The organism is Capnocytophaga haemolytica, assembly GCF_001553545.1.
In the GTDB taxonomy this organism is placed as follows: domain Bacteria; phylum Bacteroidota; class Bacteroidia; order Flavobacteriales; family Flavobacteriaceae; genus Capnocytophaga; species Capnocytophaga haemolytica.
Map to the genome: position 1 here is coordinate 525,922 of NZ_CP014227.1, position 23,156 is coordinate 549,077.

21 protein-coding genes are annotated in these 23,156 nt (G+C 47.7%); 11 read left to right on the plus strand and 10 right to left on the minus strand.

Annotated features, from left to right (window positions below; all coding sequences use genetic code 11):
* Positions 1-157 precede the first annotated feature (157 nt).
* From pth to rfbD, 5 genes are all read left to right on the plus strand, one after another.
* Positions 158-724, plus strand: coding sequence for an aminoacyl-tRNA hydrolase (gene pth, locus AXF12_RS02395; RefSeq protein ID WP_066428043.1), 567 nt, complete (start codon positions 158-160; stop codon positions 722-724).
* Positions 725-730: 6 nt separating this feature from the next.
* On the plus strand, positions 731-1,189 hold the full coding sequence (locus tag AXF12_RS02400) for a CopD family protein (RefSeq protein WP_066428044.1): 459 nt from the start codon (positions 731-733) through the stop codon (positions 1,187-1,189).
* A 57-nt stretch (positions 1,190-1,246) separates the two neighbouring features.
* On the plus strand, positions 1,247-2,338 hold the full coding sequence (locus AXF12_RS02405; protein WP_066428045.1) for a FlxJ family methyltransferase: 1,092 nt from the start codon (positions 1,247-1,249) through the stop codon (positions 2,336-2,338).
* 97 nt (positions 2,339-2,435) lie between these two features.
* Entirely contained in the window at positions 2,436-3,197 is a 762-nt protein-coding gene (locus tag AXF12_RS02410; RefSeq protein ID WP_066428046.1) for a porin family protein, read from the plus strand.
* 19 nt (positions 3,198-3,216) lie between these two features.
* The gene (rfbD, locus tag AXF12_RS02415) at positions 3,217-4,080 is read left to right on the plus strand and encodes a dTDP-4-dehydrorhamnose reductase (protein WP_066428047.1); all 864 of its coding nucleotides are present in this window, start codon (positions 3,217-3,219) and stop codon (positions 4,078-4,080) included.
* On the opposite strand, the gene AXF12_RS02420 is transcribed toward rfbD, so the two are convergent.
* The 9 genes from AXF12_RS02420 to AXF12_RS02460 form a co-directional block, all read right to left on the minus strand.
* Positions 4,077-5,075 carry a cation diffusion facilitator family transporter gene (locus tag AXF12_RS02420; protein ID WP_066428048.1) on the minus strand — a complete coding sequence of 333 codons (999 nt, stop codon included), beginning with the start codon at positions 5,073-5,075 and terminating at the stop codon, positions 4,077-4,079. The two genes, rfbD and AXF12_RS02420, sit on opposite strands and share 4 nt — an antisense overlap.
* 67 nt (positions 5,076-5,142) lie before the next feature.
* Positions 5,143-6,507 carry a DNA repair protein RadA gene (radA, locus tag AXF12_RS02425; protein WP_066428049.1) on the minus strand — a complete coding sequence of 455 codons (1,365 nt, stop codon included), beginning with the start codon at positions 6,505-6,507 and terminating at the stop codon, positions 5,143-5,145.
* A 4-nt stretch (positions 6,508-6,511) separates the two neighbouring features.
* Positions 6,512-7,387 carry a glucose-1-phosphate thymidylyltransferase RfbA gene (gene rfbA / locus AXF12_RS02430; RefSeq protein ID WP_066428050.1) on the minus strand — a complete coding sequence of 292 codons (876 nt, stop codon included), beginning with the start codon at positions 7,385-7,387 and terminating at the stop codon, positions 6,512-6,514.
* Between the two features lie 44 nt (positions 7,388-7,431).
* Positions 7,432-7,629: a hypothetical protein gene (locus AXF12_RS02435; protein WP_066428051.1), complete on the minus strand. Its 198-nt coding sequence runs from the start codon at positions 7,627-7,629 to the stop codon at positions 7,432-7,434.
* A gap of 81 nt (positions 7,630-7,710) precedes the next feature.
* A complete protein-coding gene (locus AXF12_RS02440) occupies positions 7,711-8,892 on the minus strand; it encodes a metallophosphoesterase (protein ID WP_074861027.1) in 1,182 nt (393 codons plus the stop codon).
* A 101-nt stretch (positions 8,893-8,993) separates the two neighbouring features.
* Positions 8,994-9,587: a DUF502 domain-containing protein gene (locus AXF12_RS02445; protein WP_066428052.1), complete on the minus strand. Its 594-nt coding sequence runs from the start codon at positions 9,585-9,587 to the stop codon at positions 8,994-8,996.
* A gap of 24 nt (positions 9,588-9,611) precedes the next feature.
* Positions 9,612-10,127 carry a nitroreductase family protein gene (locus AXF12_RS02450; RefSeq protein ID WP_066428053.1) on the minus strand — a complete coding sequence of 172 codons (516 nt, stop codon included), beginning with the start codon at positions 10,125-10,127 and terminating at the stop codon, positions 9,612-9,614.
* A gap of 534 nt (positions 10,128-10,661) precedes the next feature.
* Positions 10,662-11,660, minus strand: coding sequence for a histone deacetylase family protein (locus AXF12_RS02455; RefSeq protein ID WP_066428054.1), 999 nt, complete (start codon positions 11,658-11,660; stop codon positions 10,662-10,664).
* A gap of 115 nt (positions 11,661-11,775) precedes the next feature.
* The gene (locus AXF12_RS02460; protein ID WP_066428055.1) at positions 11,776-13,521 is read right to left on the minus strand and encodes a thiamine pyrophosphate-dependent enzyme; all 1,746 of its coding nucleotides are present in this window, start codon (positions 13,519-13,521) and stop codon (positions 11,776-11,778) included.
* A gap of 113 nt (positions 13,522-13,634) precedes the next feature.
* Here AXF12_RS02460 and AXF12_RS02465 point away from each other — a divergent pair, with 113 nt between their 5' ends.
* The 5 genes from AXF12_RS02465 (at position 13,635) to AXF12_RS02485 (ending at position 18,236) form a co-directional block, all read left to right on the plus strand.
* On the plus strand, positions 13,635-14,300 hold the full coding sequence (locus AXF12_RS02465) for a DUF2461 domain-containing protein (protein WP_066428056.1): 666 nt from the start codon (positions 13,635-13,637) through the stop codon (positions 14,298-14,300).
* Positions 14,301-14,311: 11 nt separating this feature from the next.
* On the plus strand, positions 14,312-14,674 hold the full coding sequence (locus AXF12_RS02470) for a ribosomal maturation YjgA family protein (protein WP_066428057.1): 363 nt from the start codon (positions 14,312-14,314) through the stop codon (positions 14,672-14,674).
* 122 nt (positions 14,675-14,796) lie between these two features.
* Entirely contained in the window at positions 14,797-16,317 is a 1,521-nt protein-coding gene (locus AXF12_RS02475; RefSeq protein ID WP_066428058.1) for a peptide MFS transporter, read from the plus strand.
* Between the two features lie 92 nt (positions 16,318-16,409).
* Positions 16,410-17,411 carry an NAD(P)H-dependent glycerol-3-phosphate dehydrogenase gene (locus tag AXF12_RS02480; RefSeq protein WP_066428059.1) on the plus strand — a complete coding sequence of 334 codons (1,002 nt, stop codon included), beginning with the start codon at positions 16,410-16,412 and terminating at the stop codon, positions 17,409-17,411.
* 237 nt (positions 17,412-17,648) lie between these two features.
* On the plus strand, positions 17,649-18,236 hold the full coding sequence (locus tag AXF12_RS02485; protein ID WP_066428060.1) for a riboflavin synthase: 588 nt from the start codon (positions 17,649-17,651) through the stop codon (positions 18,234-18,236).
* Between the two features lie 27 nt (positions 18,237-18,263).
* On the opposite strand, the gene AXF12_RS02490 is transcribed toward AXF12_RS02485, so the two are convergent.
* Positions 18,264-19,124: a lysophospholipid acyltransferase family protein gene (locus AXF12_RS02490; protein WP_074861024.1), complete on the minus strand. Its 861-nt coding sequence runs from the start codon at positions 19,122-19,124 to the stop codon at positions 18,264-18,266.
* Between the two features lie 120 nt (positions 19,125-19,244).
* Between AXF12_RS02490 and AXF12_RS02495 the strand changes: the two genes are divergently transcribed.
* A complete protein-coding gene (locus AXF12_RS02495) occupies positions 19,245-23,135 on the plus strand; it encodes a glycoside hydrolase family 2 TIM barrel-domain containing protein (protein WP_066428061.1) in 3,891 nt (1,296 codons plus the stop codon).
* Positions 23,136-23,156 lie beyond the last annotated feature (21 nt).

Below are 23,156 nucleotides of genomic sequence, written 5' to 3' on the forward strand. Positions count from 1 at the left end.
TAAAATTTTAGCAAAAGTACAAAAAATTATATCTTTGCTCGTTTTTTTACTGAAAAAGATAAAAAACACAAACGAACTCCAAACGGATACAGAACGGACACGCAACGGATCTACCCCCTACCGATAGCGCCCCCCGTGAACAAAAATTTACATTGTGATGAAGAAATATCTAATAGTAGGCTTGGGCAACATAGGCAGCGAGTATGCCAACACCCGCCACAACATCGGTTTCCGCATAGCCGACACCCTCGCTCAGCAGTTGGGCGGCACTTTTTCCACCGAAAAACTCGGCGATATGGCTATCCTAAAAAACAAGGGACGCACCCTCTTTGTGCTTAAGCCCTCCACCTATGTGAACCTCAGCGGAAAGGCTGTCCGCTACTGGCTCGAGAAGGAAAACATCCCTATCGAAAACCTACTGGTCATCACCGACGACCTCAACCTGCCCTTTGGCACCATACGCCTCAAAGGCAAAGGCAGCGATGGTGGGCACAATGGGCTTAAGGACATTCAGGCGCAGCTCGCCACTACTGCTTATGCGCGCTTGCGATTCGGCATTAGCAGCAACTTCGGCTATGGGCACCAGATTGACTACGTCCTCGGGCAATGGACTCCCGACGAGGAAGCCCTGATGGGCGAGCGCCTTACCAAAAGCGCTGAGGCTGCCCTTTCCTTTGCGATGGCAGGCCTTAACACTACAATGAACACTTTTAACAACAAATAAAACACTATGAGTACACACCACATCATCCTTATTATCCATCTGCTGGCAGCTACCGTATGGGTCGGCGGACACCTGTTTTTAGCCTTGGCGTACCTGCCTCGCGCCCTCCGTCACAATGATTTTAGCTATATTGACAAGTTTGAGCGCACCTACGAGCCCATTGGTATGCCCTCGCTCTTCCTCTTGGTGATCACAGGCATTGTGATGGCTTACGACTACAATGCAGGGCTACAATATTGGTTCACTTTCTCCAGCCCCGTCGAGCGCGTAGTGTCCCTCAAGCTGATATGTATCCTATTGACTGCCAGCTTTGCTATATCCGCCCAAACGCGCGTACTGCCTAAGCTCCGCAAAGGCAATATCAAGCCCCTCCCCGAGATGGCAGTACACATTATCTGCGTTACCCTCCTCGGCGTTACAATGCTTGTATTAGGCAGTTTTGTGCGCGAAGGTGGCATAATGTAAAATAATTTTATTAACTTTGCAGCCTCAAAAAAGAAGTATAAAAGCACTATTCAAGGTATGAATTTAACACCTGCATTAGAAGAAAAATACACCCACGAAACCCAGAGCGCTCTTCAAGCACAGCGCTTAGCAGAGGAAATAGCCTTTGCCCCCGTTGTATTCCAAGTATCACGCCTGATGGTAAAGCTCGGCGTACTTGATGCCCTCTGTGATGCCCCCGAAGGGCTCACCTTGCAGCAGCTCACTGCACAAACCCGCTTGAGCGAGTATGCCCTAAAAGTATTACTTGAGGCCTCACTCTCCATTGGGACAGTGATCGTCAAAGGCGATGCCTTTAGCATCACCAAAGCGGGCTGGTTCCTCTTGCGCGACAAAACGGCACGCATCAATATGGACTTTGTGCAGGAAGTATGCTACCAAGGGCTATTCCACCTCGAAGAAGCCCTTACCGAGGCACGCCCTGCAGGCTTAAAAGTCTTTGGCGACTGGGCTACTATCTATGAAGGGCTCTCACAGTTGCCCAAAGTAGCCCAAGAAAAGTGGTTTGCTTTTGACCATTACTACTCTGATTACTCCTTTACCGATGCGCTGAATATCATCTTTAAAAGGAAAGTAAATACCTTGCTCGACGTTGGCGGCAATACAGGACGCTTTGCCCTAAAATGCGTCAGCTTCAACCCCGATGTAAAGGTAACCATTATGGATCTGCCACAGCAGTTAGCCCTAATGCGTCAGAATACTGCTGGCAAAGAAGGCGCCGACCGCATAGGTGCCCATCCAGCCAACTTGCTCGACAGTGCAGTGCCTTTCCCAAAAGGCTTCGATGTAATATGGATGAGCCAGTTCCTCGACTGCTTCTCTGAAGAAGAAGTGACCAGCATTGTAGAGCGTGCTGCCCAAGCAATGGATGCGCACAGCGAGCTGTACATTCTCGAGGCTTACTGGGATAGACAACAACACGAAACAGGCGCATACTGCCTGACCCAGATAAGTGTGTACTTCACCGCTATGGCTAACGGCAACAGCAAAATGTACTACTCAGGCGATATGATCAAATGCGTAGAAAAAGCAGGCTTAAAGGTAATCGACATCTACGACAACTTAGGCAGTGGTAACAGCCACACCCTTTTCCGCTGTGTGAAGGGGTAAAGAAAGTAAAAAATAGTCGACAAATAATTTGCTTTTAATAAAAAAGAATCGTACCTTTGCCCTATCGTTTAAAAGGCTAATTCTAAATTAAAAAGGTATGAAAAAGAGCACATTATTATTCAGTGGGCTATTATTCCTCATCACTTTTGCAGCCTTCGGGCAAGCAAATATAGGCATAGAAGCTAAAGCAGGGCTCAATATAGCAATGCTTTCCAACTCAAAGAATGTAGAGGAAGAACCTATGCCTACCTTTGGCTGGCAAGTGGGTTCGCTGCTAACCTTCTGCGCTCCACAAGGGGTAGGCTTCGAAACGGGATTGCTCTACACCACTAAGGGCTATGCTTTCCGCAGCAGGTCGTCCTATGATGGCTGTGTAAGAGGTTATGAGGAAGACAACACTTATCACACCCACAGCTATTTGGAGCTACCAGCACACTTTGTTTACCGTAGCCCCAAAGCAAAAGTAAAGTTCCTTATACGGGCTGGGCTGTATACAGCAGTAGCCGTTTCGGGGCGTATTAGTAGAGAGCGGAAATCTGATGGTAGCACTTGGGATCGCGAAAGTCAGCAACTAACGATAGCCACAGGCAATAATGGCGATCTACACCCTTTTGATATGGGGGTTAACATCGGTATAGGAATTGAAGTGCACCGCTTCACCGCAGGACTGCAATACGGTAACGGACTTGTAAATGTGCTGCCTGATCACATTATGGGCAATACACATAACCAAGTGTTAAGTCTCACACTGGGCTACAGAGTGCTCAATATAGAAGCACCTAAAAAACCTCCTATAGAGGTAGAATCGCAACCCCTTATAGACCCTGCTCCTGAGGGTGAACCACCATTAGAAGAATAAAACCATATACCATACGGAGATGAGAAATATATTAGTAACAGGAGCCAAAGGTCAGTTGGGCTCAGAAATCCAAGCAAATAAAGACCGCAAAAGCAACTATATCTTTACCGATGCTGACAGCTTAGATATTACAGACAAAGGTGCTGTGCAGACTTTCCTAATGCAAAACCAAATAGAGGTAGTGGTAAATTGTGCTGCTTACACAGCCGTTGATAAAGCTGAAGAGGAACCAGAGAAGGCAGAGTTGATCAACTATACTGCTGTAAAGCACTTAGCTGAAGCCTGCAAAGAGCGCAAGGCAACGCTGATCCATATCTCTACTGATTATGTCTTTGGCAACACTAAGCAGCGTCCCTATCGCGAAACTGATGAAACCGCTCCCTTAGGGGTCTATGGATTTAGTAAGCTCGCTGGCGAAGAGGCAATCCAGCAGATCAATCCACGCCATATTATTCTTCGTACCTCGTGGCTTTACTCACTGTGCTTTGGTGCTAACTTTGTAAAAACCATCGAGCGCCTTAGCCAAGAACGCGATGAAATAAAGGTGGTATTCGACCAAGTAGGAACTCCTACCAATGCAGCCGACTTAGCCGACTTTATTGTATTCCTCATTGAGAGTGGGCAATACGAGCATAAGCGCGAGCTATACCATTTCTCTAATGAAGGAGTTTGCTCGTGGTATGATTTTGCCGTTGAGATTGTACGATGTATAGGTAGTAATTGCGTTGTAAAACCTTGCCTTTCGAAAGAATTCCCGAGCAAAGTACGTCGCCCCTCATACTCTGTCTTGGACAAAGCAAAACTCAAACGCGATTTTGATTACATAATTCCTTATTGGAGAGACTCGTTTAATAAAGAGAAAACAAGAGTACCATCGAATTAATGGCACTCTATTTCATTACACTTACACCCAGAAGTGTCTATTTCAAAAGTACAGTGATTGATGTGCTCGTGCTCTAACAGATGTTTGAGTTCGGCTTTTACAGGCATAAACTGCTCAAGAGTGACATTGTCTTTCAGCACGATATGAGCAGTCAGCGCATTCTGTGAGCTGCTCAATGCCCAAATGTGTAGGTGGTGTACTGATTCAATCAGCTCATTGCCTTCAAGCAATTGTAAGATGTGTTCCCTATTGACACTTTCAGGCATTCCATCTAAGATAAGCTTCATACTCTCTTTGAGCAATCCCCACGTTGAGAAGAGAATGACAATACCTATAACAAAACTGGTAATAGGGTCTATCATATACCAATGAGTACAATAGATAATAGCACCCGATACAATAACTCCAACTGATACAAGCGCATCGAGCATTAGGTGCAAGAAAGCCCCTCGAATATTGATGTCCGACTGTTGCCCTTTATAGAATAAGAATGCCGATATAGCATTGATGATCACCCCGATAAAAGCAGTAATCATAATAGCCATACCAGCCATCTCAGGAGGTGAGAACAAGCGCTCAAAGGCTTCAATAAATATCTTTACAACAATAAATACTAGCAAAATTGCATTGATAAGCGAGGCTAATATGGAGGCTTTCTTATAGCCGTAAGTATAAAGCCGTGTAGCTGTTTTCTGCGCCAGTTTCATCCCAATGAGCGAAATCACCAAACTTGCTACATCACTCAGGTTGTGGCTGGCATCTGAAATTAAAGCCAGCGAATTGACGCTAAACCCAATTACAAACTCAATGATAGTATAGAGCAAATTAAGTCCTATCCCTATGTAAAAAGCCCTATTGAGTTGTTTTAAATCTGCCACACTATGATGATGGTGCTCGTGCGAATGGCTATGTCCGTGTTCGTGAGAGTGATGATGATTGTGCTCATCTGTGTGTTCATGTGAATGAGTATGTGCCTCTGTATGTAAATGTCCCATAGTTTATGATAATTTAAAATTATTTTCTATCCTAAAGAATCTTAATTAATTGTATAACCAACATACACTAACCAAATAATTCTTGTATTGCCTCTTCAATTTTCGACACCTTCACCACCTTGATGGCAGTGTTCTTCAAGGCTATTTTGCTGTATTTCGAGATGAAGATGGTCTCAAAGCCGAGCTTTTCCGCCTCGGTGATGCGTTGTTCTACGCGTTGCACGGGACGGATTTCACCCCCCAAGCCCACTTCACCCGCAAAGCATACGTTCTTCTCGATGGCTATATCCTCATTCGAGGAGAGGATAGCCATTGCCACGCCGAGGTCGGTAGCGGGGTCGTCAATGGTGATACCTCCTGTGATGTTCAAAAACACGTCCTTCGCCCCGAGCCTAAAGCCCGCGCGCTTCTCAAGCACTGCCAGCAACATATTGAGTCGCTTGGCGTTAAAGCCCGTAGTGCTGCGCTGAGGCGTACCGTACACCGCCGTGCTCACTAAGGCTTGGATCTCAATCATCAACGGACGCATACCCTCCAAGGTCGCCGCTATTGCCGTGCCGCTGATTAGCTCATCGGTCTTCGAGATCAGTATCTCCGAAGGGTTATTCACCTCTCTAAGCCCATTGCTGAGCATCTCGTAAATCCCCAATTCAGAGGTAGACCCAAAGCGGTTTTTCAGCGAGCGCAAGATACGGTAAACGTGGTTGCGGTCGCCTTCGAATTGCAGCACCGTATCTACCATATGCTCTAATATCTTAGGTCCAGCAATTTGCCCATCCTTAGTGATATGCCCAATGAGGATCACGGGCGTATGAGTGGTCTTGGCAAACTTGATAAGCTCGGACGTGCACTCGCGGATTTGCGAAATACTCCCCGCCGATGCCTCAATGTAGTCCGTCTGCAAGGTCTGAATAGAGTCGATGATCACAATCTCAGGCAACAGCGACTTTATCTGCTGGAAGATGTTCTGTGTCTTCGTTTCGGTGAGGATATAGCAATTGTCGAGCTTGTGTGGAATGCGGTCAGCGCGCATCTTTATCTGCTTTTCGCTCTCCTCGCCCGATACGTACAGCGTCTTGTAAGGCAGGTTCAGGGCTATTTGCAGCAGCAGGGTACTCTTGCCTATCCCTGGTTCGCCTCCCAGTAAGGTTACCGACCCAGGCACAATACCCCCGCCGAGTACGTTGTTTAGCTCTTGATTGTTGCTGTTCAGCCTTGCCTCTGCCTGCGTACTGATCTGCGATACTGGCACGTACTTCGGTGCTTTCACTGTGTGCGGACTGCTCTCCTCTTGCCAAGCCTTAGGCAGCTCCTTCTGCACCACCTCCTCAACAATGGTGTTCCACTCCTTGCACGCATAGCATTGCCCTTGCCATTTACTATATTGAGTCCCACAATTCTGGCAGAAATACGCTGTCTTTACCTTTGCCATAGTTTTATTTCTCTATCAACTCCATTAAATACTGCCCATATTGGTTTTTGAGCATCGGTTGTGCCAGCTCTTTGAGCTTTTTGGCACTGATCCAGCCCTTGTGATAAGCAATTTCCTCCAAGCAAGAGATTTTTAGTCCTTGTCGTTTCTCTAAAGTCTCCACAAACTGCGATGCCTCGCTCAGCGAATCGTGGGTGCCTGTATCAAGCCACGCAAAGCCCCTGCCCAGCAGCTGTACTTTTAGGGCATTGTCCTCTAAAAACACCTGATTTACCGAAGTGATTTCCAGCTCACCACGCGCCGAAGGCTTTATGTCCTTTGCCACTTGCACCACCTTGTTCGGGTAGAAATACAAGCCCACCACCGCATAGTTCGATTTGGGCACCTGGGGTTTCTCCTCGATACTCAGCACGTTGCCTTGTGCGTCAAACTCTGCCACACCGTAACGCTCGGGGTCTTTCACCCAATAGCCAAAAACAGTCGCCTTGCGCTCTTTCTCCACAGTGCTTACCGCCTCGTGCAGCATCTTTACGAAACTCTGTCCGTAGAAGATGTTATCGCCCAGCACCAAGCACACGTCGTCCTCACCGACGAACTCCTCACCGATGATAAACGCCTGTGCCAGCCCATCAGGCGACGGTTGTTCGGCATACGCCAAGCGGATACCGTAATCACTGCCATCGCCCAGCAGCCGCTGAAAACCTGGCAGATCCTGTGGAGTAGAAATGATGAGCACCTCGCGAATCCCCGCCAGCATTAGCACCGATAGCGGGTAGTAAATCATCGGCTTGTCGTAAATCGGCAACAATTGCTTCGACACGCCCTTAGTAATCGGGTAGAGCCGCGTTCCCGACCCCCCTGCTAATACAATTCCTTTCATAGTTTTATCTAACTTTTAGCATTTAGGTGTTCGCTTTTTAACCCTTAGGTAGTGGGCTTCCTATCTGCTGACAATTCCCGTGCACGTCGCAGCGCGGCATCTATGGAACACATCATTGCCTCCACAAAACCATCGGGGTCTTGCTCATAGAGTTTACTCGTTTCAACATTTAGCCATTCCTTTTCTTCATCCGAAATAGCTTCTGCATACTTCTTCCTTAGTTCTTCTATCTTTTCAAGCATAGTTTTATACAGTTTTTAGACAATAGCTTTTAAGCTCCTAGACAGTAATCACGCTATAAGCTCAAAGCTCGAAGCTCAGAGCTATTTTGTTCGTCCTACATTCTCTCTGATTTCGCTGCGTTTGCCTGCCTTGTCTACCACGTATTCCTTGCCCCCTTCGATGAGCAACCCTTCGGTGATGCCATCGGCGTGTTCTACGTCAAGGTCTATGACGGTCTTATCCAAGAGGTAAGTTACCCCGTCGTGCAGACTGTGCCCAATGACCATCTTTTTAGCACCGAGCTTTGCCAAATACGCCTGCGTGTCGGCAGCGGTCTCCTTTACAGTGCCCTGCCCACGGTGCCAATAGAGGCTAGTGCCGTAGTGATACAAAGTTTCGATCACAGGGTTATCCTTAATCATCTTTCGCGCCTCTTTTTCACGAAAGTAATACGGGCGCATTGCATCGTCCATCTGCTGCACCGAAAGCCCCAAATCGCTTACCTGCTTTGAGATCCCCGCGTGCAAGAACACGTAGTCGCCTATCTTTTCAATGATATTCTTACTGCCGAGCCAACGCCCGAGTTCAGTGTTGGGCTTATAGAAATCTAAATAAGGCACACCCATCAGTATGGCATCTTCAAAATACTTCTTACGGGTATACCTAAAATCTTCGTTCATATTCATAATATCGTGGTTACCAATCACGAAATGCACCTTACCGCCCGCCTTTTCTGCCTCATTCTCCAAGTGATAAATCAGCCAGAGGGTTTGCGTAACTAACAGCCCACGATCAAAAAGGTCGCCTACGGTTACAAGATGACCTTTGCCGAAAGTCCACTTGTAATGCTTATCCATCACCCCATTGTTGATAAGGAACTCCTTAAAGGCGGCGAACTCACCCTCGATGTCCGAAATAGCGATGAGCTTCTCAGGCATAGGATACTCCGCGGGGGCATTGGTGATCTGGTCTCTAATCTTAAAGTGAATAGCGTCAGAGGCATCAACCTGCGAGCTAAAAGATTTGCCCGCCACGCCTTTGTCGAACGTCTGTTTGCGCACTTTGGCAATGCCCTTCTCCATCGTAATGTCGTACACGGTGGCTTTGTTGCCTTCGTAGAATATGTACGGACCGTCATAGCCCGCTACGGAAGTGTCCTTATCGAGCCATTTGTTCGACAAGTTGGGTTTGTAGAATGATTGAGCCTCTAAGCTAATGTTAGTCAGTAAAAGCACCATAAAAGCAAGTGCTTTAACCCACTGATTCATAAAATACGTTTTCATTGGTAAAAATAAATTAATTAACGGAGCAAAGGTAGTAAAAATATGCGTACCAACAAACGAAATCCCTTGAAAAAAAGCTGTAATTTCCCAAACCTGCTCACCTACTGCGCCTTCTCTTCCCCTTTTAGGATCCCCCCACTTAGGGCAAACTCCATCGCTTTCTGAGCGGTAAAGCCTTCAGCAGGCTTCACATTTACCGAGGCAGTGACAATCACCCAGCCCGAAATAGCATACGAATGCGGCAAGTACACACTCACCATATCCGCCATATCCGAGAAGTTCACCATCTGATGTGTCAAAAAGCCAATGCGCCATATCTCAGGTGTCTCATTCACGCGTACCCACACAGGATTGGTAAACTTACGCTTATCGCCCACAAATGAATTGAGCATATCTTTGATCGACGAGTAAATCACCTTCACCCCAGGAGTATGCATCATCAGGTAATCCATCGCCGTTACTACGAACTTGCCCAAGAGGAGCTTACTCCCCACAAAACCAATGAGCATCGTCCCTACGATCACCACCCCAAACACCACCCCTGGGTAATGTTGCGAGATCTGAGGCGCCAAGTTATCCACACTCTTGAATATCGACCAGATAATCCATATCGTAGCACTCAGCGGACCCAGTATCAAAATCCCCTGAAAGAAAAACCGTATCAGCACACTGATATAACTGTGTTCTCTCTTCATAAATAACTGTATAGAAGCCTATTACTACATCTTCACTTTCCCCATAAAGAAAAGCCCATAGCACTCTTGGTCGTCCTCAAGGTGCAGAAAATCCCTCAACTGGTGCATAAAGCCAGGAGTGCCCCAATAGCAACCCACCCCATTGGCAGTACAGCTAAGGTACATATTCTGCACCGCCATAGCCGTAGCAGCAACCTCCTCCCACTGAGCCACTTCACCACTGAAGCGAATGCTGATCGTCACTATCGCATCGCTCTGTTCTACACGCTGCACTATCGCCTTCTCCTTGCTCTCCGAATAGTCCTCTGCCGAAGCATTCTTCTTGTACAACCGCGCCAATTCCTTGCCTAACTGCGCCTTTTCCTTACCGCGAAACACCCGCAACCGCCACGGACGCGTCCGCTTGTGGTTAGGTGCATAATCCGCTGAACGCACAATCTCCTCAAGCACCGCCTCCTCAATGGGTTCAGCACTGTAATCCTTCGGGAAAATACTCTTCCGCGAAGTAATAATCTCGTTTAATATACTTGCATTTGTCATTGTTATAACGTTTTGAAAGCGCAAAGATACAAAATAATACACGAATGATAAACCCTAAAGACTCATTTTTCCAAGGGCAACACATCAAATACAATACGCATAAAATACTCTACCATGCTAATAACCAAGTGTTTAATTGCTTATACACCACGCCGCCAACAGTGATCTCTCAAAAAATAACAACAAAAAGATATTAGAAATTTTGTGTATTATGAATTATTTCGTACTTTTGCAGCATCTTTTTAACAATACCGCAACACAACACTTTCCCACAACATTCTAACCACTAACTACTAATCCCTAACCCCTCCTCGTAAGAGGAACCTAAGAGCAACGTAAGAGCAAGGTAAGAGCAACTACGGTACCAATACGGTTGCACTACGGATGGAGTACGGATGATCTCCCTACCCAAAAGGCGCCTTTTTAGGAGCTTTTCGGCACTACTACGGATTGTGTATTATTTAATAAAAGGAGGATTTTAGTAAGAATATGTTAAAATCACCCTATGGATTTCCATAGAAAAAGAAAACATTCTTAGAGCATACCGCACTGCAATGCCATTGCGAAGGTGTTAGCGTGCGCCCTGATAATATCGCGCAGCTGCGGCGAATAGCCACCACCCATAGAGCATTGCATAGGCAGCCCCCGCTCGGCACACGCCTCAAACACGATACGATCGCGCTCCCCGCAGCCCTCCACCGTCAGCGCCATCTTCCCGAGCTTATCCGTAGCAAGCACATCCACCCCCGCTTGGTAGAACACAAACTCAGGCTGATGCTGTGCCAATACGGCAGGCAAGTGTTGCTCCAATAGTCGCAAATACTCCCTATCGCCTGTGCCGTCCTCCAAAGCAATGTCCAAGTCCGACTGCTCTTTGTGGAAAGGGTAGTTTGTGCGTCCGTGCATCGAGAAGGTGAACACCCGCGCATCCTCTTTGAATATCTCAGCGGTGCCATTGCCCTGATGTACGTCCAAATCCACGATGAGCACCCGCTGCGCCAAGCCCTCACTGAGCAGGTAGCGCGCCGCTATCGCCTGATCGTTGAGCATACAGAACCCCTCACCGTGATCCGAAAATGCGTGGTGCGTACCCCCAGCAATGTTAAAAGCAATTTGAGGACGGACGCCGTCTGCGGGATTAAGCCTTGAGGGCTGCGCACTGCCTCCTGCCCCCTGATCCCTGCCTTCTGTCCTCTTTTCACTATTCACTATACACTGTGCACTATACACTGCCCCCTGCACCGTCCCTTGCACCAGCGTCAGCTCCCTATCCACCAGCTGCTGACACTGCACAAAGCCTATGGGACGCGCCTCCTTAGCCGAAAGCCCCAAGCTGACGAACTTGTCCACATACTCCTTGCTATGCACCAGATACGCCATCTCTATGGCAGCCTTCTCAGGGGCGAAGAAATCCGCCTCTGTGGCAATACCCTCCAGCAACAACTGACGCGGCAATAGCTCGTACTTGAGCATCGGAAACCTGTGGTTTTCAGGCACAGGGTGATTATAAATAGGGTGATAAGCGATATACATTTTTTAGCAACCAGAAATGAGAAGTCAGAAAACAGAAATCAAGGGTCAGAAAACAGCTGCCTTTGTTACTCGCAACTGCTCCCTGACCCCTGATCTCTTAATTATACATTATACATTAGAACACGTCTTTGATGTGCCCCATACTGTTGGCAATAGCGTCCTTAGCATCGGCAAAGTCGCCTTTGCCTATCTTCTTGATAATGTTAGTAGCAAAGCCTTTCATCTGCTCAAAGGTGATGTGCGGAGGCATTGCCAGCGTATCGCGATTGGTGTAGATGTTCACCAGCACAGGCCCTTCGGTCTCAAAAGCCTGCTTTACAACACCCTCTAAGTCCTCTGTCTTGTGCACCTCAAAACCCTTGATGTTCATCAGCTCAGCAATCTTATCAAAAGGCGGATTCACCATATTGGTCTGCCAATCCAAATAGCCCGATACTTCCATCTCAAGCTTTACCATTGCCAGCGAACGGTTGTTAAATACGAATATCTTCACGGGGTATTGATACTGCATTATCGTTGCCAAGTCACCCAAGAGCATCGAGAGTCCCCCATCGCCACACATTGCTACCACCTGTCGCCCTTTCTCAGAGGCTGCCGCCCCAATGGACATTGGTAAGGCGTTAGCCATCGAGCCGTGATTAAACGAGCCTGTGAGGTAACGCTCTCCCGTACCCTTAATGAAGCGTGCTGCCCACACTACGTTCATACCTGTGTCCACCGTGAAGATAGCGTCCTGTGCAGCATATTTGTTGAGTAGCTTAGCAGCATACTCAGGGTCGATTTGGTCTACCTCCGTCTTCTTAGAAGTGTAGTGGTCGAGACTCTTCTCAAGCTCCACATACTCCTTGTGAATGCTTGTAAGGAAGCTGTCATCGGCGTTACCTTTAAGACGTGGTAAGAGAGCCTCAATAGTATCCTTCACATCTCCCGCATAGCCGTAGTCTACCTTTGCACGCCGTCCGATGATCTCAGGGCGTTCGTCTATTTGAATGATAGTGTTCTTCTTAGGCAAAAACTCCGCATAAGGGAAGTCCGTGCCGAGCATAATAAGCACATCGCTCTTAGCACAAGCATCATAGCCCGAGCGATGCCCCAAGAGTCCATTCATACCCGCTGCATAAGGGCTATCCTCTCTATCAAAGAAGATCTTCCCTCTAAAAGAGGATACGATAGGGGCTTTCAGCTTCTCTGCCAAAGCCTCTACCTGAGAGACAGCCTCACGACAACCGTGTCCGCAGTAGAGCACAAACCTCTTGTTCTTCGCATCGTTGAGTACTGTTGCGAGCTTATCCAGCTCAGCGTCTGAGGGGCGCACTACAGGGCGGGTGAGGAAGGACTGTGTAGCCGTAGACACCTCTTCGAGGTCAGCACCTGCCACATCACCAGGCAAGCCCAACACTGCCACGCCTTTCTCGTTGATAGCCGTCTGCAAAGCGCGTTGCATCATCGTGGTGAACTGCTTAGGGGTATTGGCAACATACACATACTTGCTGCAATCCTCAAAGAGATAAAAAGGATTCGTCTCTTGGAACCAGTGCGTGCCGAACTTCTGCGTAGCGCAAGTGCTCGCAATGGCAATCACGGGGTTACCCGCGCGATTGGCATCGTACAGCCCATTGATAAGGTGCACGTGCCCTGGTCCTGAGCTGCCCATACAGCAACCGATACCGTGTAGTTCGGCGTCCATTGAGGCAGCATATGCCGCCGATTCCTCGTGGCGTACGTGTATCCACTCAAGACGACCATCGCGGCGGATAGCGTCATTTACGGGGTTGAGGCTGTCGCCAGTGATGGCATACACGCGCTTCACCCCAGCTTGTACCAACATCTCAACGAGTTGGTCTGAAACATTCTTACTCATAATTCTTATTTATTTAGGTGCGGCAAAGGTACGAAAAACAATCAAATAAGCAATTATTAATAATTATTTTATACCTTTGCACCTGATTTATCATTTAAGTAATCATTAGAAAGATGACAACAGAGGTTTTTAAGTTCCTTTCGGAGCTTGTACAGAACAACAACCGCCAGTGGTTTGAGGCACATAAAGAGCAATACCAAAAAGCAAAGAACGAGGCAGATAGCTTCTTCCATAAGGTTTACGATGCTGTGGCAGATGTCGATACAGTAGGCGCTATCAAGATATACCGCATCTATCGCGATTTGCGCTTCTCAAAGGATAAGACGCCTTACAAAGACCACTTTGGGCTTTATATTGGTCGCAAGCAGCCACACAACCGTGGGGCGTACTACCTGCACTTGAGCCCTGAACAGGTGTTTGTCGCTGGAGGCTTTTATGGTCCTGAGAAGGACGATCTTTACCGTATCCGTAAGGAACTCGAGTTAGAAGGAGAGGCATTTCTCAAAATACTCAACAGCAAGCCTATACAGCAGTACTTCGGTGGGGAGCTCGCGGGTGAGGAACTCAAGTCAGCACCTAAGGGCTTCGCTAAGGACGACCCGATGGTAGCTTATATCCGCAAAAAACAGTTCTACCTGATGCGCAGTTTTGCTGTCGAGGATGCCCTGAGCGACCGCTTTTTCAGTGAGGTCGTTGATAGTTTTAAGGCAATGCGCCCTTTCTTTGAGTTTATGACCACCGCCCTGACAACTAACCTCAACGGGGAACCTATACTATAAAAAACAATCTTATGCAATTAAAATTTAACGCTTCGTATTTCTATAAGGCGCTTGTGTTTTTTGCCATTGAGGTGCTCATCGCTACGGTGCTGAGCAGGATAGGCATTTTGCGTGCTTATGTGGGTGATATTCTCGTGATACTCCTTTTGTACTGCTTGGTTCTTTCCTTTGTAAAGGTCAAGAATAAAGATAAGCTCCTCATAGGCATCTTTATCTTTGCCGTAGTGGTAGAAGTGTTGCAATACTTCAGGATAGCCTCTTATTTAGGCTTCTCCTATGGCAGTTTGGGCTATATCCTATTGGGGAACCATTTTTCGTGGGAGGATATCGTATGCTATGCCATAGGCTGTGGGATAGCGAAGCTATTTTTGTGATTTTTCTAACGATTGTATTATCTATAAGATATTTTTATATATCTTTGCGCTTCGTATGGTGAAAATTAGGGTAATAATACCCTCTAACTACTTATTTTAAAACTAATTAATTCAGAGATACAATGAGTGAGAAAGTATTGACATTACAAGATATTCAAGAGTTTAAAGGTAAATACCCCAAGCAGCTTTGGGTTTTATTCTTTTCAGAGATGTGGGAGCGTTTTTGTTTCTATGGTATGCGGGGTATGCTCGTCTTCTTTATGATAAACGAACTGATGCTCTCAGATAAGAATGCACAGTTGCAATACGGGGCTATTCAGGCGTTTATCTATGCGTTTACCTTTGTGGGAGGGCTTTTTGCTGATAAGGTGTTAGGCTTCCGTAGGTCGTTGTTCTGGGGTGGACTTCTGATGATTGCAGGTAGTATTATCTTAGCAATCAACCCACATACGCATTTCTTTCTTGGAATTAGCTTTACCGTGGTAGGTACAGGTTTCTTTAAGCCTAATATTTCGGCTATGGTGGGCTGGCTTTATAAGAAAGAAGATACACGCCGCGATGCAGGTTTTTCACTCTTCTATGCGGGAATTAACCTCGGAGCTTTCTTAGGAGGATATGCTTGTGTAGCAATAGGAAAGGGATATATGCTCTCTTCGTATATTCCTGAGGGCTTGCGCTGGAATATGGCTTTCGGTTTGGCAGCTATTGTGATGGCAATAAGTCTTGTTACTTTTGTATTTACAAAACGCAGTTTAGGTCCTATCGGGATTTCACCACTTCACGAGTTCGATAAGAAAAAACGCCATATCTATGAGGTAGTGGTTTATATAATTGCATTGGCGTGTATCCCGCTAATTATGCAGATGGTTATTAACAATGAGTATACGAACTACTTTATGTATACCGTAGGTCCACTGACGCTTTTATATCTCATCTTTGAGATGAGGCGCCATACTAAGGAAGAGGTTAAGAAACTATTGGCAGCGTTGGTATTTATCTTCTTCTCTATACTATTCTTTGCTTTCTTTGAGCAAGGAGGCGGATCGCTGAGTGTAGTAGCAGCAAACAATGTGAGTGATAAGGCGCTTTTTGGGCTACTTACCTTAGACCCTAACGGAGTGAATAATGCGGCTAATGCTTTCTTTGTGATTATTTTTGCAGCCTTAGTCGGTTTGCTATGGGTGGCATTGGCAAAAAAGAAGTTAGAACCCAACACAGTGGTAAAGTTTGGTTTAGGCTTTCTATTCCTTGGCATAGCATTCTATATCTTGTACTTATTGAGGTACTTCGCTAATAGTGAGGGAATAAGTTCACTGGATGTATTTATCTGGGCGTACTTTGTGATGACTCTTGGAGAATTGTGTCTCTCGCCTATTGGGCTTTCCATTATGACGAAGCTATCACCAGCACGCTTGCAAGGAATAATGATGGGTATGTGGTTCTTAGCAAGTGCTTATGGGCAATACGTCGCAGGTATTTTAGGAGCAAGTATGACTTCACCAGATAAAAATGCCTCTAACTTTGATAAACTAATGGCTTTCACCTCTGGATATCAGCAGGTAGCTTATTGGTCAATCGGGGCAGGGGTGTTGTTGGTACTTATTTCACCATTAGTACGAAAACTAATGCAGGAAGTAAAATAATATCTAAATATAAGATAAAAAGTAGAATTTGGATAAAATATCTGAGTTCTGCTTTTATTTTTTATATCTTTGCAAAAAAAATACACAAAAGAATGAACAAAGAAATACGCATATCGGTCTTTGGGGGCGGCAGTTGGGCTACTGCGCTCACCAAGTTGTTCTCTACCAATACCCCGCACGTATGTTGGTATATGCGCGATGAGGAAGCCATTGAGAATATCCGCCAGACCAAGCACAATCTCAACTACCTCAGCGATGTAGAGTTTGACACCGACAAGCTCACCCTTACCACCGACATCAACTTGGCAATACGCCAGAGCGACGTTCTCGTCTTTGCGATCCCTTCGGCTTTCCTTGCCGATGAACTCAACCCCCTGAGCGAGTCGCTTACCGAGAAGGTCGTCTTCTCAGCCATCAAAGGCATTGAGCCCAATAGCGGTATGATCGTTGGCGACTATTTCCACCAGCTGCACCGCGTGCCCAAGGAGAACATCGGGGTGATCGCAGGTCCCTGCCACGCCGAGGAAGTGGCACTCGAGCGGCTCTCGTACCTCACCATCGCCTGTGCTGACGAGGCAAAAGCCGAAGCCGTAGCTGCCGCCATACGCACCCACTACGTAAAGACTAAAATCTCGGACGATGTGGTAGGCATTGAATATGCAACGATGCTCAAGAACATCTACGCCTTGGCAGCAGGCATCGCTCACGGCTTGGGCTATGGCGATAACTTCCAAGCAGTGCTGCTCAGCAATGCCGTCCGCGAGATGCATCGCTACATCCACTGTATCTACAAGGCAGAGCGCAACATCGATGGCTCGGCTTACTTAGGCGATTTGCTTGTTACTGCCTATTCGCTCTTTAGTCGCAACCGTATGTTCGGGAATATGATCGGCAAGGGCTACACCGTAAAGAGTACGATGGCAGAGATGAATATGGTTGCTGAGGGCTATTACGCCGTAAAAAATGCCTACCTCATCAAGCAAAAGCAAGAATGCCCAGGGCATACCCCCATCTTGGACGCCGTATACCAAGCACTCTACGGCAATAAACGCGTCAGCCAAGTATTTAAGGAACTCACCACAAAACTCGATTAATAGCTATCAGTAGCCAGAAATGAGAAGTCAGAAATGAGAAGTCAGTGCTCAGTTCACAGTATCCCGCTCCCCTTTCACCACCGAATACAGAACGAATACACAACGGAGCCAGAACGAATACACCTAAGAAGATAGTAAGAGGATAAAACAACAATCAAGCATAGATAAAGCATAGACCAGACAGTTCACAGCACAGAGTTCTGACCTCTGATCCCTAATCCCTAACCACTAATCACTATGTTTACAGGAATTATAGAAACCTTAGGCGAGGTCATCGCCTTAGAACGACAAGAAGGTAACCTTCACATAACCGTAAGAGCGGGTTTTACCCCCGAGCTTAAGATCGACCAGAGTGTGGCGCATAATGGCGTCTGCCTCACGGTGGTGGGTATCCAAGATGATACTTACACCGTTACTGCCATTGCCGAAACGCTCCAAAAGACGAACCTTGGCACGCTGAAAGTCGGCGACTGTGTGAACTTAGAGCGCGGTATGCTGCTCGGCGCACGCCTCGATGGACATATCGTGCAAGGACACGTAGACCAGACAGGCAACTGCATCGCCATTGAAGAAGAAGGCGGCAGCACGCGCTTTACCTTCCGCTACGATGTGAGCAAAGGCAACACTACCATCGAAAAAGGCTCTATCACCGTCAGCGGCGTGAGCCTCACCGTAGTGGACTCAGGCATTGACACCTTTAGCGTGGCGATTATCCCCTATACGCTGCAACACACCACTTTGCAGTACCTCAAAGTAGGCGACAGCGTAAACTTAGAGTTTGACGTCATAGGAAAATACGTAGCGAAATTAGTAGGGAGAGGGTAGAAGTTATTGGCAATAAGCTGAAAAAGCTCAGCGCGTTAGCCCTAAAAGCTCAAAGCTATCACCTAAAAGCTTATCATAAATAGCTTTGTGGCACTGTGTTTTAAGCGACTCCTTGTCCTCAAGAATCAAGCCCTCTGTGGAGATCGTAGGCAGCACCTCAACACGCATACGCCCAGGGCTACCTGCAAAGAAGCGGTAAGGAAAGCGGTGTTTATTGTCGTAGAAGACTATCGGAACGATGGGTATCTGGCACTCAATGGCAATGCGGAAAGCACCATCCTTAAACTTGTCGAGCACGATGCTTTCATCGTCAGGCACGCCTCCCTCAGGGAAGATGCAGATGCTCAACCCCTGTGCAATTCGCTCCATCGCCTGAGTGTAGACCTCACGGCGGCTCTGTGCACTCGAGCGATCGACCATTATAACGGCTCTGCGGTAGAAGAACCCAAAGAGCGGTAGCTTTGCTAACTCCTTCTTCCCCACAAACACAAACGGCGCACGACTGCACACCAGCATCAGCATAATGTCGCTCATACTCGTATGATTAGCAATAAGCATTTGTGAGTGTGAGCTTTGAGCTTTGAGCTTTGAGCTTTTAGAGTCTACTCTCTGCTCATTACTCTTCACATACTGTCTCTGCGCCAGCTCGCGCCACTTTCTCTGCTCTCTGCTCTCTGCTCTCTGACTTCTGTCCATAGGACGCCACCCCATTCCGTAGAGGATAGGGCGTGCCCAGAGGTTGCGGGCTACCCAATAGAGTTGTGGGTACCACTCGCGGCGTGCCGTAAACACCAATAACACAGGCAATAGCAGCACAATCAACAAGGTAGTAAGCACGTAGAACCACACGTGCCACAGCGTCCAAAATAAGTATTTTAAGATTTTCATTGCGAACGCAAAAGTACAATAATCTTTCATAAAGAAAATATTTTTGTTAAAAATTTGCTTTATACGTTAAAAAAACTTACCTTTGTCGGCTAATAAGACGAGTTACCAAAACGAATATTTATGAAACCAATCCATTTGAAAACCACAGCGTTTGCCTTGGCATTGGCGGCTTCTCCGCTAGCAATGGGGCAACACAAAGTGCTGGGAGGCTTCGCTTACGGCAAGCAGGAGGCTCCCACAGGCAAGGAATGGGAATCGGTGGAGGAGCTTTCCCTCAACAAGGAGTATCCTCGTGCCTACTTCTTCTCATTCGCGGATGAGGCGAGTGCCACCAAAGTGCTCCCCGAACATTCTTCGTATTGGCTAAGCCTTAACGGCGATTGGCAATTCCATTGGAGTAAGACACCCGATGGGCGCGTAAAGGATTTTTTTAAGCCCGACTACAACGCCTCAGCGTGGGACAAGCTCGCGGTGCCCTCGTCATGGAATGTGGCAGGCATTCAGAAGAACGGCAGCCTAAAATACGGGCTGCCCATCTACGTAAACCAAAAGGTGATCTTCCAACACAAAATCGTGAAGGACGACTGGCGCGGAGGCGTGATGCGCGAGCCCCCGAAAACGTGGACTACCTACGAGTATCGCAATGAGGTAGGGCAGTATCGCCGCACCTTTGAAATCCCTGCTTCTTGGGATGGCCGTGAGGTGTTTATCGACTTCGATGGCGTGGACTCGTTCTTCTACCTCTGGATCAACGGGCAATACGTGGGCTTCTCAAAGAACTCACGCAATACCGCCTCGTTCGACATCTCCCGTTATCTCAAAAAGGGCACCAACACGGTGGCTGTAGAGGTATACCGCAATAGCGACGGGTCGTTCTTGGAGGCGCAGGATATGTTCCGTCTGCCAGGGATATTCCGCACTGTCGCGCTCCGTTCTACCCCTAAGTTGCAGATTTACAACCTGAATGTGCAAGGCGAACTTTCAGTCAGTACAGGCGGTGCAAGCTCCTCTATCGAAGGAGGCAAGGAGGATCTTCCCTCTGGGGAAATTGTGCTGAATGCCACCCTTCGTAACCTTACCCCTAAGCAGGCAAAGCAATTACACCTGAACTATAAGGTTTATAAATGCGAATTGTACTCCGATACTGTGAAGGAAGTTGCTGAGCTTAAGGGCAGTGCCACCGTAGCAGTAGCAGCACCGAACGCCCTTACGCAGAGCCATTTGAAAATCCCTGCAAAGAATATCAAAGCGTGGTCGGCTGAGGAGCCTCATCGCTATGTGCTTGTGGCGCAACTTACCGATAAAAAAGGCAAGGTGATCGAGACTGTCTCCTCGTATTTTGGTTTTACGAAGGTAGAAATCAAGGATACGCCTGCCGATAAGGATGAGTTTGGCAAGGCAGGGCGATATTTCTACGTAAACGGCAAGCCTGTGAAGTTTAAGGGCGTCAATCGGCACGAATCGCACCCAACGGTAGGCCACGCCATCACCCGCGCGATGATGGAAGAGGATGTACGCCTGATGAAGCGAGCGAACGTCAATCAGGTGCGCTTATCGCACTATCCGACCGACCCTTATTTCTTCTATCTCTGTGATAAATATGGACTTTATGTAGAGAACGAGGCGAACCTCGAGTCGCACGAGTATTACTATGGCGAAGAATCGCTATCGCACCCCAAGGAATGGGAAAAGGCGCACGTGGCGCGCTGCGTTGAAATGGTAGAAGGCAGCTACAATCACCCGAGCATCGTGCTTTGGTCGCTCGGCAATGAGGCAGGTCCGGGCAATAACTTCGTTGCTGCTTACAAGGCGGTGAAAGCCGTGGACACGACGCGCCCCGTGCAATACGAACGCAATAACGACATCGTGGATATGGGCTCGAACCAATACCCATCAGTCGGCTGGGTGCAAGGCGCGGCAAGCGGTGAGTTCGACATCAAATATCCGTTTCACATCTCGGAATATGCCCACTCGATGGGCAATGCTGCGGGCAATCTCGCCGATTATTGGAAGGCGATAGAGTCGAGCAACTTTATTTGCGGTGCTTCGGTTTGGGATTGGGTAGATCAGGGCATTTACAATTACACCAAGGATGGCATCCGCTACATCGCCTACGGGGGCGACTTTGGCGATTATCCCAACGATGGACAATTCGTGATGAACGGCTTGTTGCTCGCCGATCGCACGCCGAAACCGCAGTATTTTGAGATTAAGAAGGTGTATCAGAATGTAACTGTAAGTCATAAGGAAGGCAACACTTTTGAGATCTTTAATAAAAACTATTTCAAGGACTTATCAGACTACAATGGTGCTTGGTTATTGTATAAAGACGGTAAGATTGTAGATACCGACAGCTTCTCGCCTGAGGGTGTAGCACCGCGCAGCAAGAAGACGATTACTATACCAGCATTAGCAAGCTTGATGAGTGATAAGGGAGAATACTTTATCATCTTTGAATTTCTACATAAGAGGAAGCAGTTATGGGCTGAGGAAGGCTATATACAAATGGAAGAACAGTTGCCTCTGAAGAGCGACCCTGCTAAGCAGCCGATTGCCAGCGTTGCCAAAGGCAAAAAACTCACCCTTAGCAAGTCGCCTAAGGAGATACGCCTACACAACGATGCCATCGACATTCGTTTTAACCCCACCACAGGCAACATCGCCGAATTGAGCTACGCAGGCAAGGCACTCCTCGAGCCAAACAGTTTTGAGCTGAATGCTTTTAGGGCGTTTATCAACAACGATGGCTGGGCAATGCATCAATGGTTCGAAAAAGGACTTCACAACCTTCATCACAAGGCGATTGCGAGCAAAGTAGAGGCAGATAAGCCCGTAAAAGGAGCTTACACGGTGGCGTTCACGGTGGAATCGCAAGCACCCAATCCTGCACAGCTCAAAGGCAGCACCAGTGCGGCGGTAAACACCATTGAGGAACTGCCGATCCCCGAGCATTGGCGTCCTTTTAAGCTCATTACCGCACAAAATTTTGCTGTTTATCCCGATGGCAGCGTGGAGATTGCCGCCGCGATCACTTCCAACGACAATTCGGTTACTTTGCCCGAGCTTGGCTACATAATGAAGCTGCCTAAGACGTACGATGAGTTTACATACTACGGTCGTGGTCCTGAGTGCAACTATCCCGACCGCAAGACGAGTGCTTTCGTGGATATACACCGCAATAGCGTGAAAGACGAGGTGATTGCCTTGCCTAAGCCACAGGATATGGGGCAACATCAGGATACGCGTTGGGCAGCACTGACCGATGCAAGCCGTGCGGGGGCGGTGTTTATCGCTCCTGAGATGATGGCAACCGCCGCACTGCCTTACTCCGCGAAAGAGCTTATCTACGCGGGACATTCATACCAATTACCTACCTCGAGCGGCACTTATTTGCAGCTGAATATCGCCACAACGGGCGTTGGGGGAAACAGTTGCGGTCCTGCACCGCTCAATCAGGATCGTGTGATGGCAATGCCGCACCATTTCCGTTGTATCATTCGTCCTGCTAAGGCTGACAAACTCGCCGAAAGCGCGGCAGTAGTCGCCAGCAGCGCGCTACCTGCAACGCCGCAGCTCCTCGGAAAGGATAAACCCGTGCCTATCAAAGTGATCTTTGCCAGCAGTGAAGAAAGCGGCGAAGGAGACGCCTCGCACCTTGTCGATGGCGATCCCAACACGATTTGGCACACCGCCTACTCCGTTACGGTGGCGAAACATCCACATTGGGTAGATTTCGACCTGATGAAGCCGATGACCATCAAAGGATTCAGTTACTTGCCTCGCCTCTCTGGATATAATGGCGAAGTGAAGGACTACACCATCTCCGTAAGTGATGACGGCAAGACTTGGCGCGAAATTCACAAAGGCAGCTTTGGGCGCAACCGCAACACCGCGAAAGATGCCTATTTTAAAGCTCCTATAAAGACGCGCTACATCCGTTTCACTGCCCTCAGCGAACAATATGGTCAGGATTTCGCCAGCGGCGCAGAGTTTTCAGTAATACCACAATGATAGTGTTATAGTGCACAGTGA

Bases quoted from the DNA above. Each gene is read 5' to 3' on its own strand.
- AXF12_RS02450 (WP_066428053.1), bottom strand. From the start codon at position 10,127: ATGACAAATGCAAGTATATTAAACGAGATTATTACTTCGCGGAAGAGT.
- AXF12_RS02470 (WP_066428057.1), top strand. From the start codon at position 14,312: ATGCAATTAAAATTTAACGCTTCGTATTTCTATAAGGCGCTTGTGTTT.
- AXF12_RS02495 (WP_066428061.1), top strand. From the start codon at position 19,245: ATGAAACCAATCCATTTGAAAACCACAGCGTTTGCCTTGGCATTGGCG.
- AXF12_RS02420 (WP_066428048.1), bottom strand. From the start codon at position 5,075: ATGGGACATTTACATACAGAGGCACATACTCATTCACATGAACACACA.
- rfbD (WP_066428047.1), top strand. From the start codon at position 3,217: ATGAGAAATATATTAGTAACAGGAGCCAAAGGTCAGTTGGGCTCAGAA.
- AXF12_RS02410 (WP_066428046.1), top strand. From the start codon at position 2,436: ATGAAAAAGAGCACATTATTATTCAGTGGGCTATTATTCCTCATCACT.
- AXF12_RS02405 (WP_066428045.1), top strand. From the start codon at position 1,247: ATGAATTTAACACCTGCATTAGAAGAAAAATACACCCACGAAACCCAG.
- radA (WP_066428049.1), bottom strand. From the start codon at position 6,507: ATGGCAAAGGTAAAGACAGCGTATTTCTGCCAGAATTGTGGGACTCAA.
- pth (WP_066428043.1), top strand. From the start codon at position 158: ATGAAGAAATATCTAATAGTAGGCTTGGGCAACATAGGCAGCGAGTAT.
- AXF12_RS02445 (WP_066428052.1), bottom strand. From the start codon at position 9,587: ATGAAGAGAGAACACAGTTATATCAGTGTGCTGATACGGTTTTTCTTT.
- AXF12_RS02490 (WP_074861024.1), bottom strand. From the start codon at position 19,124: ATGAAAATCTTAAAATACTTATTTTGGACGCTGTGGCACGTGTGGTTC.
- AXF12_RS02400 (WP_066428044.1), top strand. From the start codon at position 731: ATGAGTACACACCACATCATCCTTATTATCCATCTGCTGGCAGCTACC.
- rfbA (WP_066428050.1), bottom strand. From the start codon at position 7,387: ATGAAAGGAATTGTATTAGCAGGGGGGTCGGGAACGCGGCTCTACCCG.
- AXF12_RS02455 (WP_066428054.1), bottom strand. From the start codon at position 11,660: ATGTATATCGCTTATCACCCTATTTATAATCACCCTGTGCCTGAAAAC.
- AXF12_RS02460 (WP_066428055.1), bottom strand. From the start codon at position 13,521: ATGAGTAAGAATGTTTCAGACCAACTCGTTGAGATGTTGGTACAAGCT.
- AXF12_RS02480 (WP_066428059.1), top strand. From the start codon at position 16,410: ATGAACAAAGAAATACGCATATCGGTCTTTGGGGGCGGCAGTTGGGCT.
- AXF12_RS02440 (WP_074861027.1), bottom strand. From the start codon at position 8,892: ATGAAAACGTATTTTATGAATCAGTGGGTTAAAGCACTTGCTTTTATG.
- AXF12_RS02475 (WP_066428058.1), top strand. From the start codon at position 14,797: ATGAGTGAGAAAGTATTGACATTACAAGATATTCAAGAGTTTAAAGGT.
- AXF12_RS02435 (WP_066428051.1), bottom strand. From the start codon at position 7,629: ATGCTTGAAAAGATAGAAGAACTAAGGAAGAAGTATGCAGAAGCTATT.
- AXF12_RS02485 (WP_066428060.1), top strand. From the start codon at position 17,649: ATGTTTACAGGAATTATAGAAACCTTAGGCGAGGTCATCGCCTTAGAA.
- AXF12_RS02465 (WP_066428056.1), top strand. From the start codon at position 13,635: ATGACAACAGAGGTTTTTAAGTTCCTTTCGGAGCTTGTACAGAACAAC.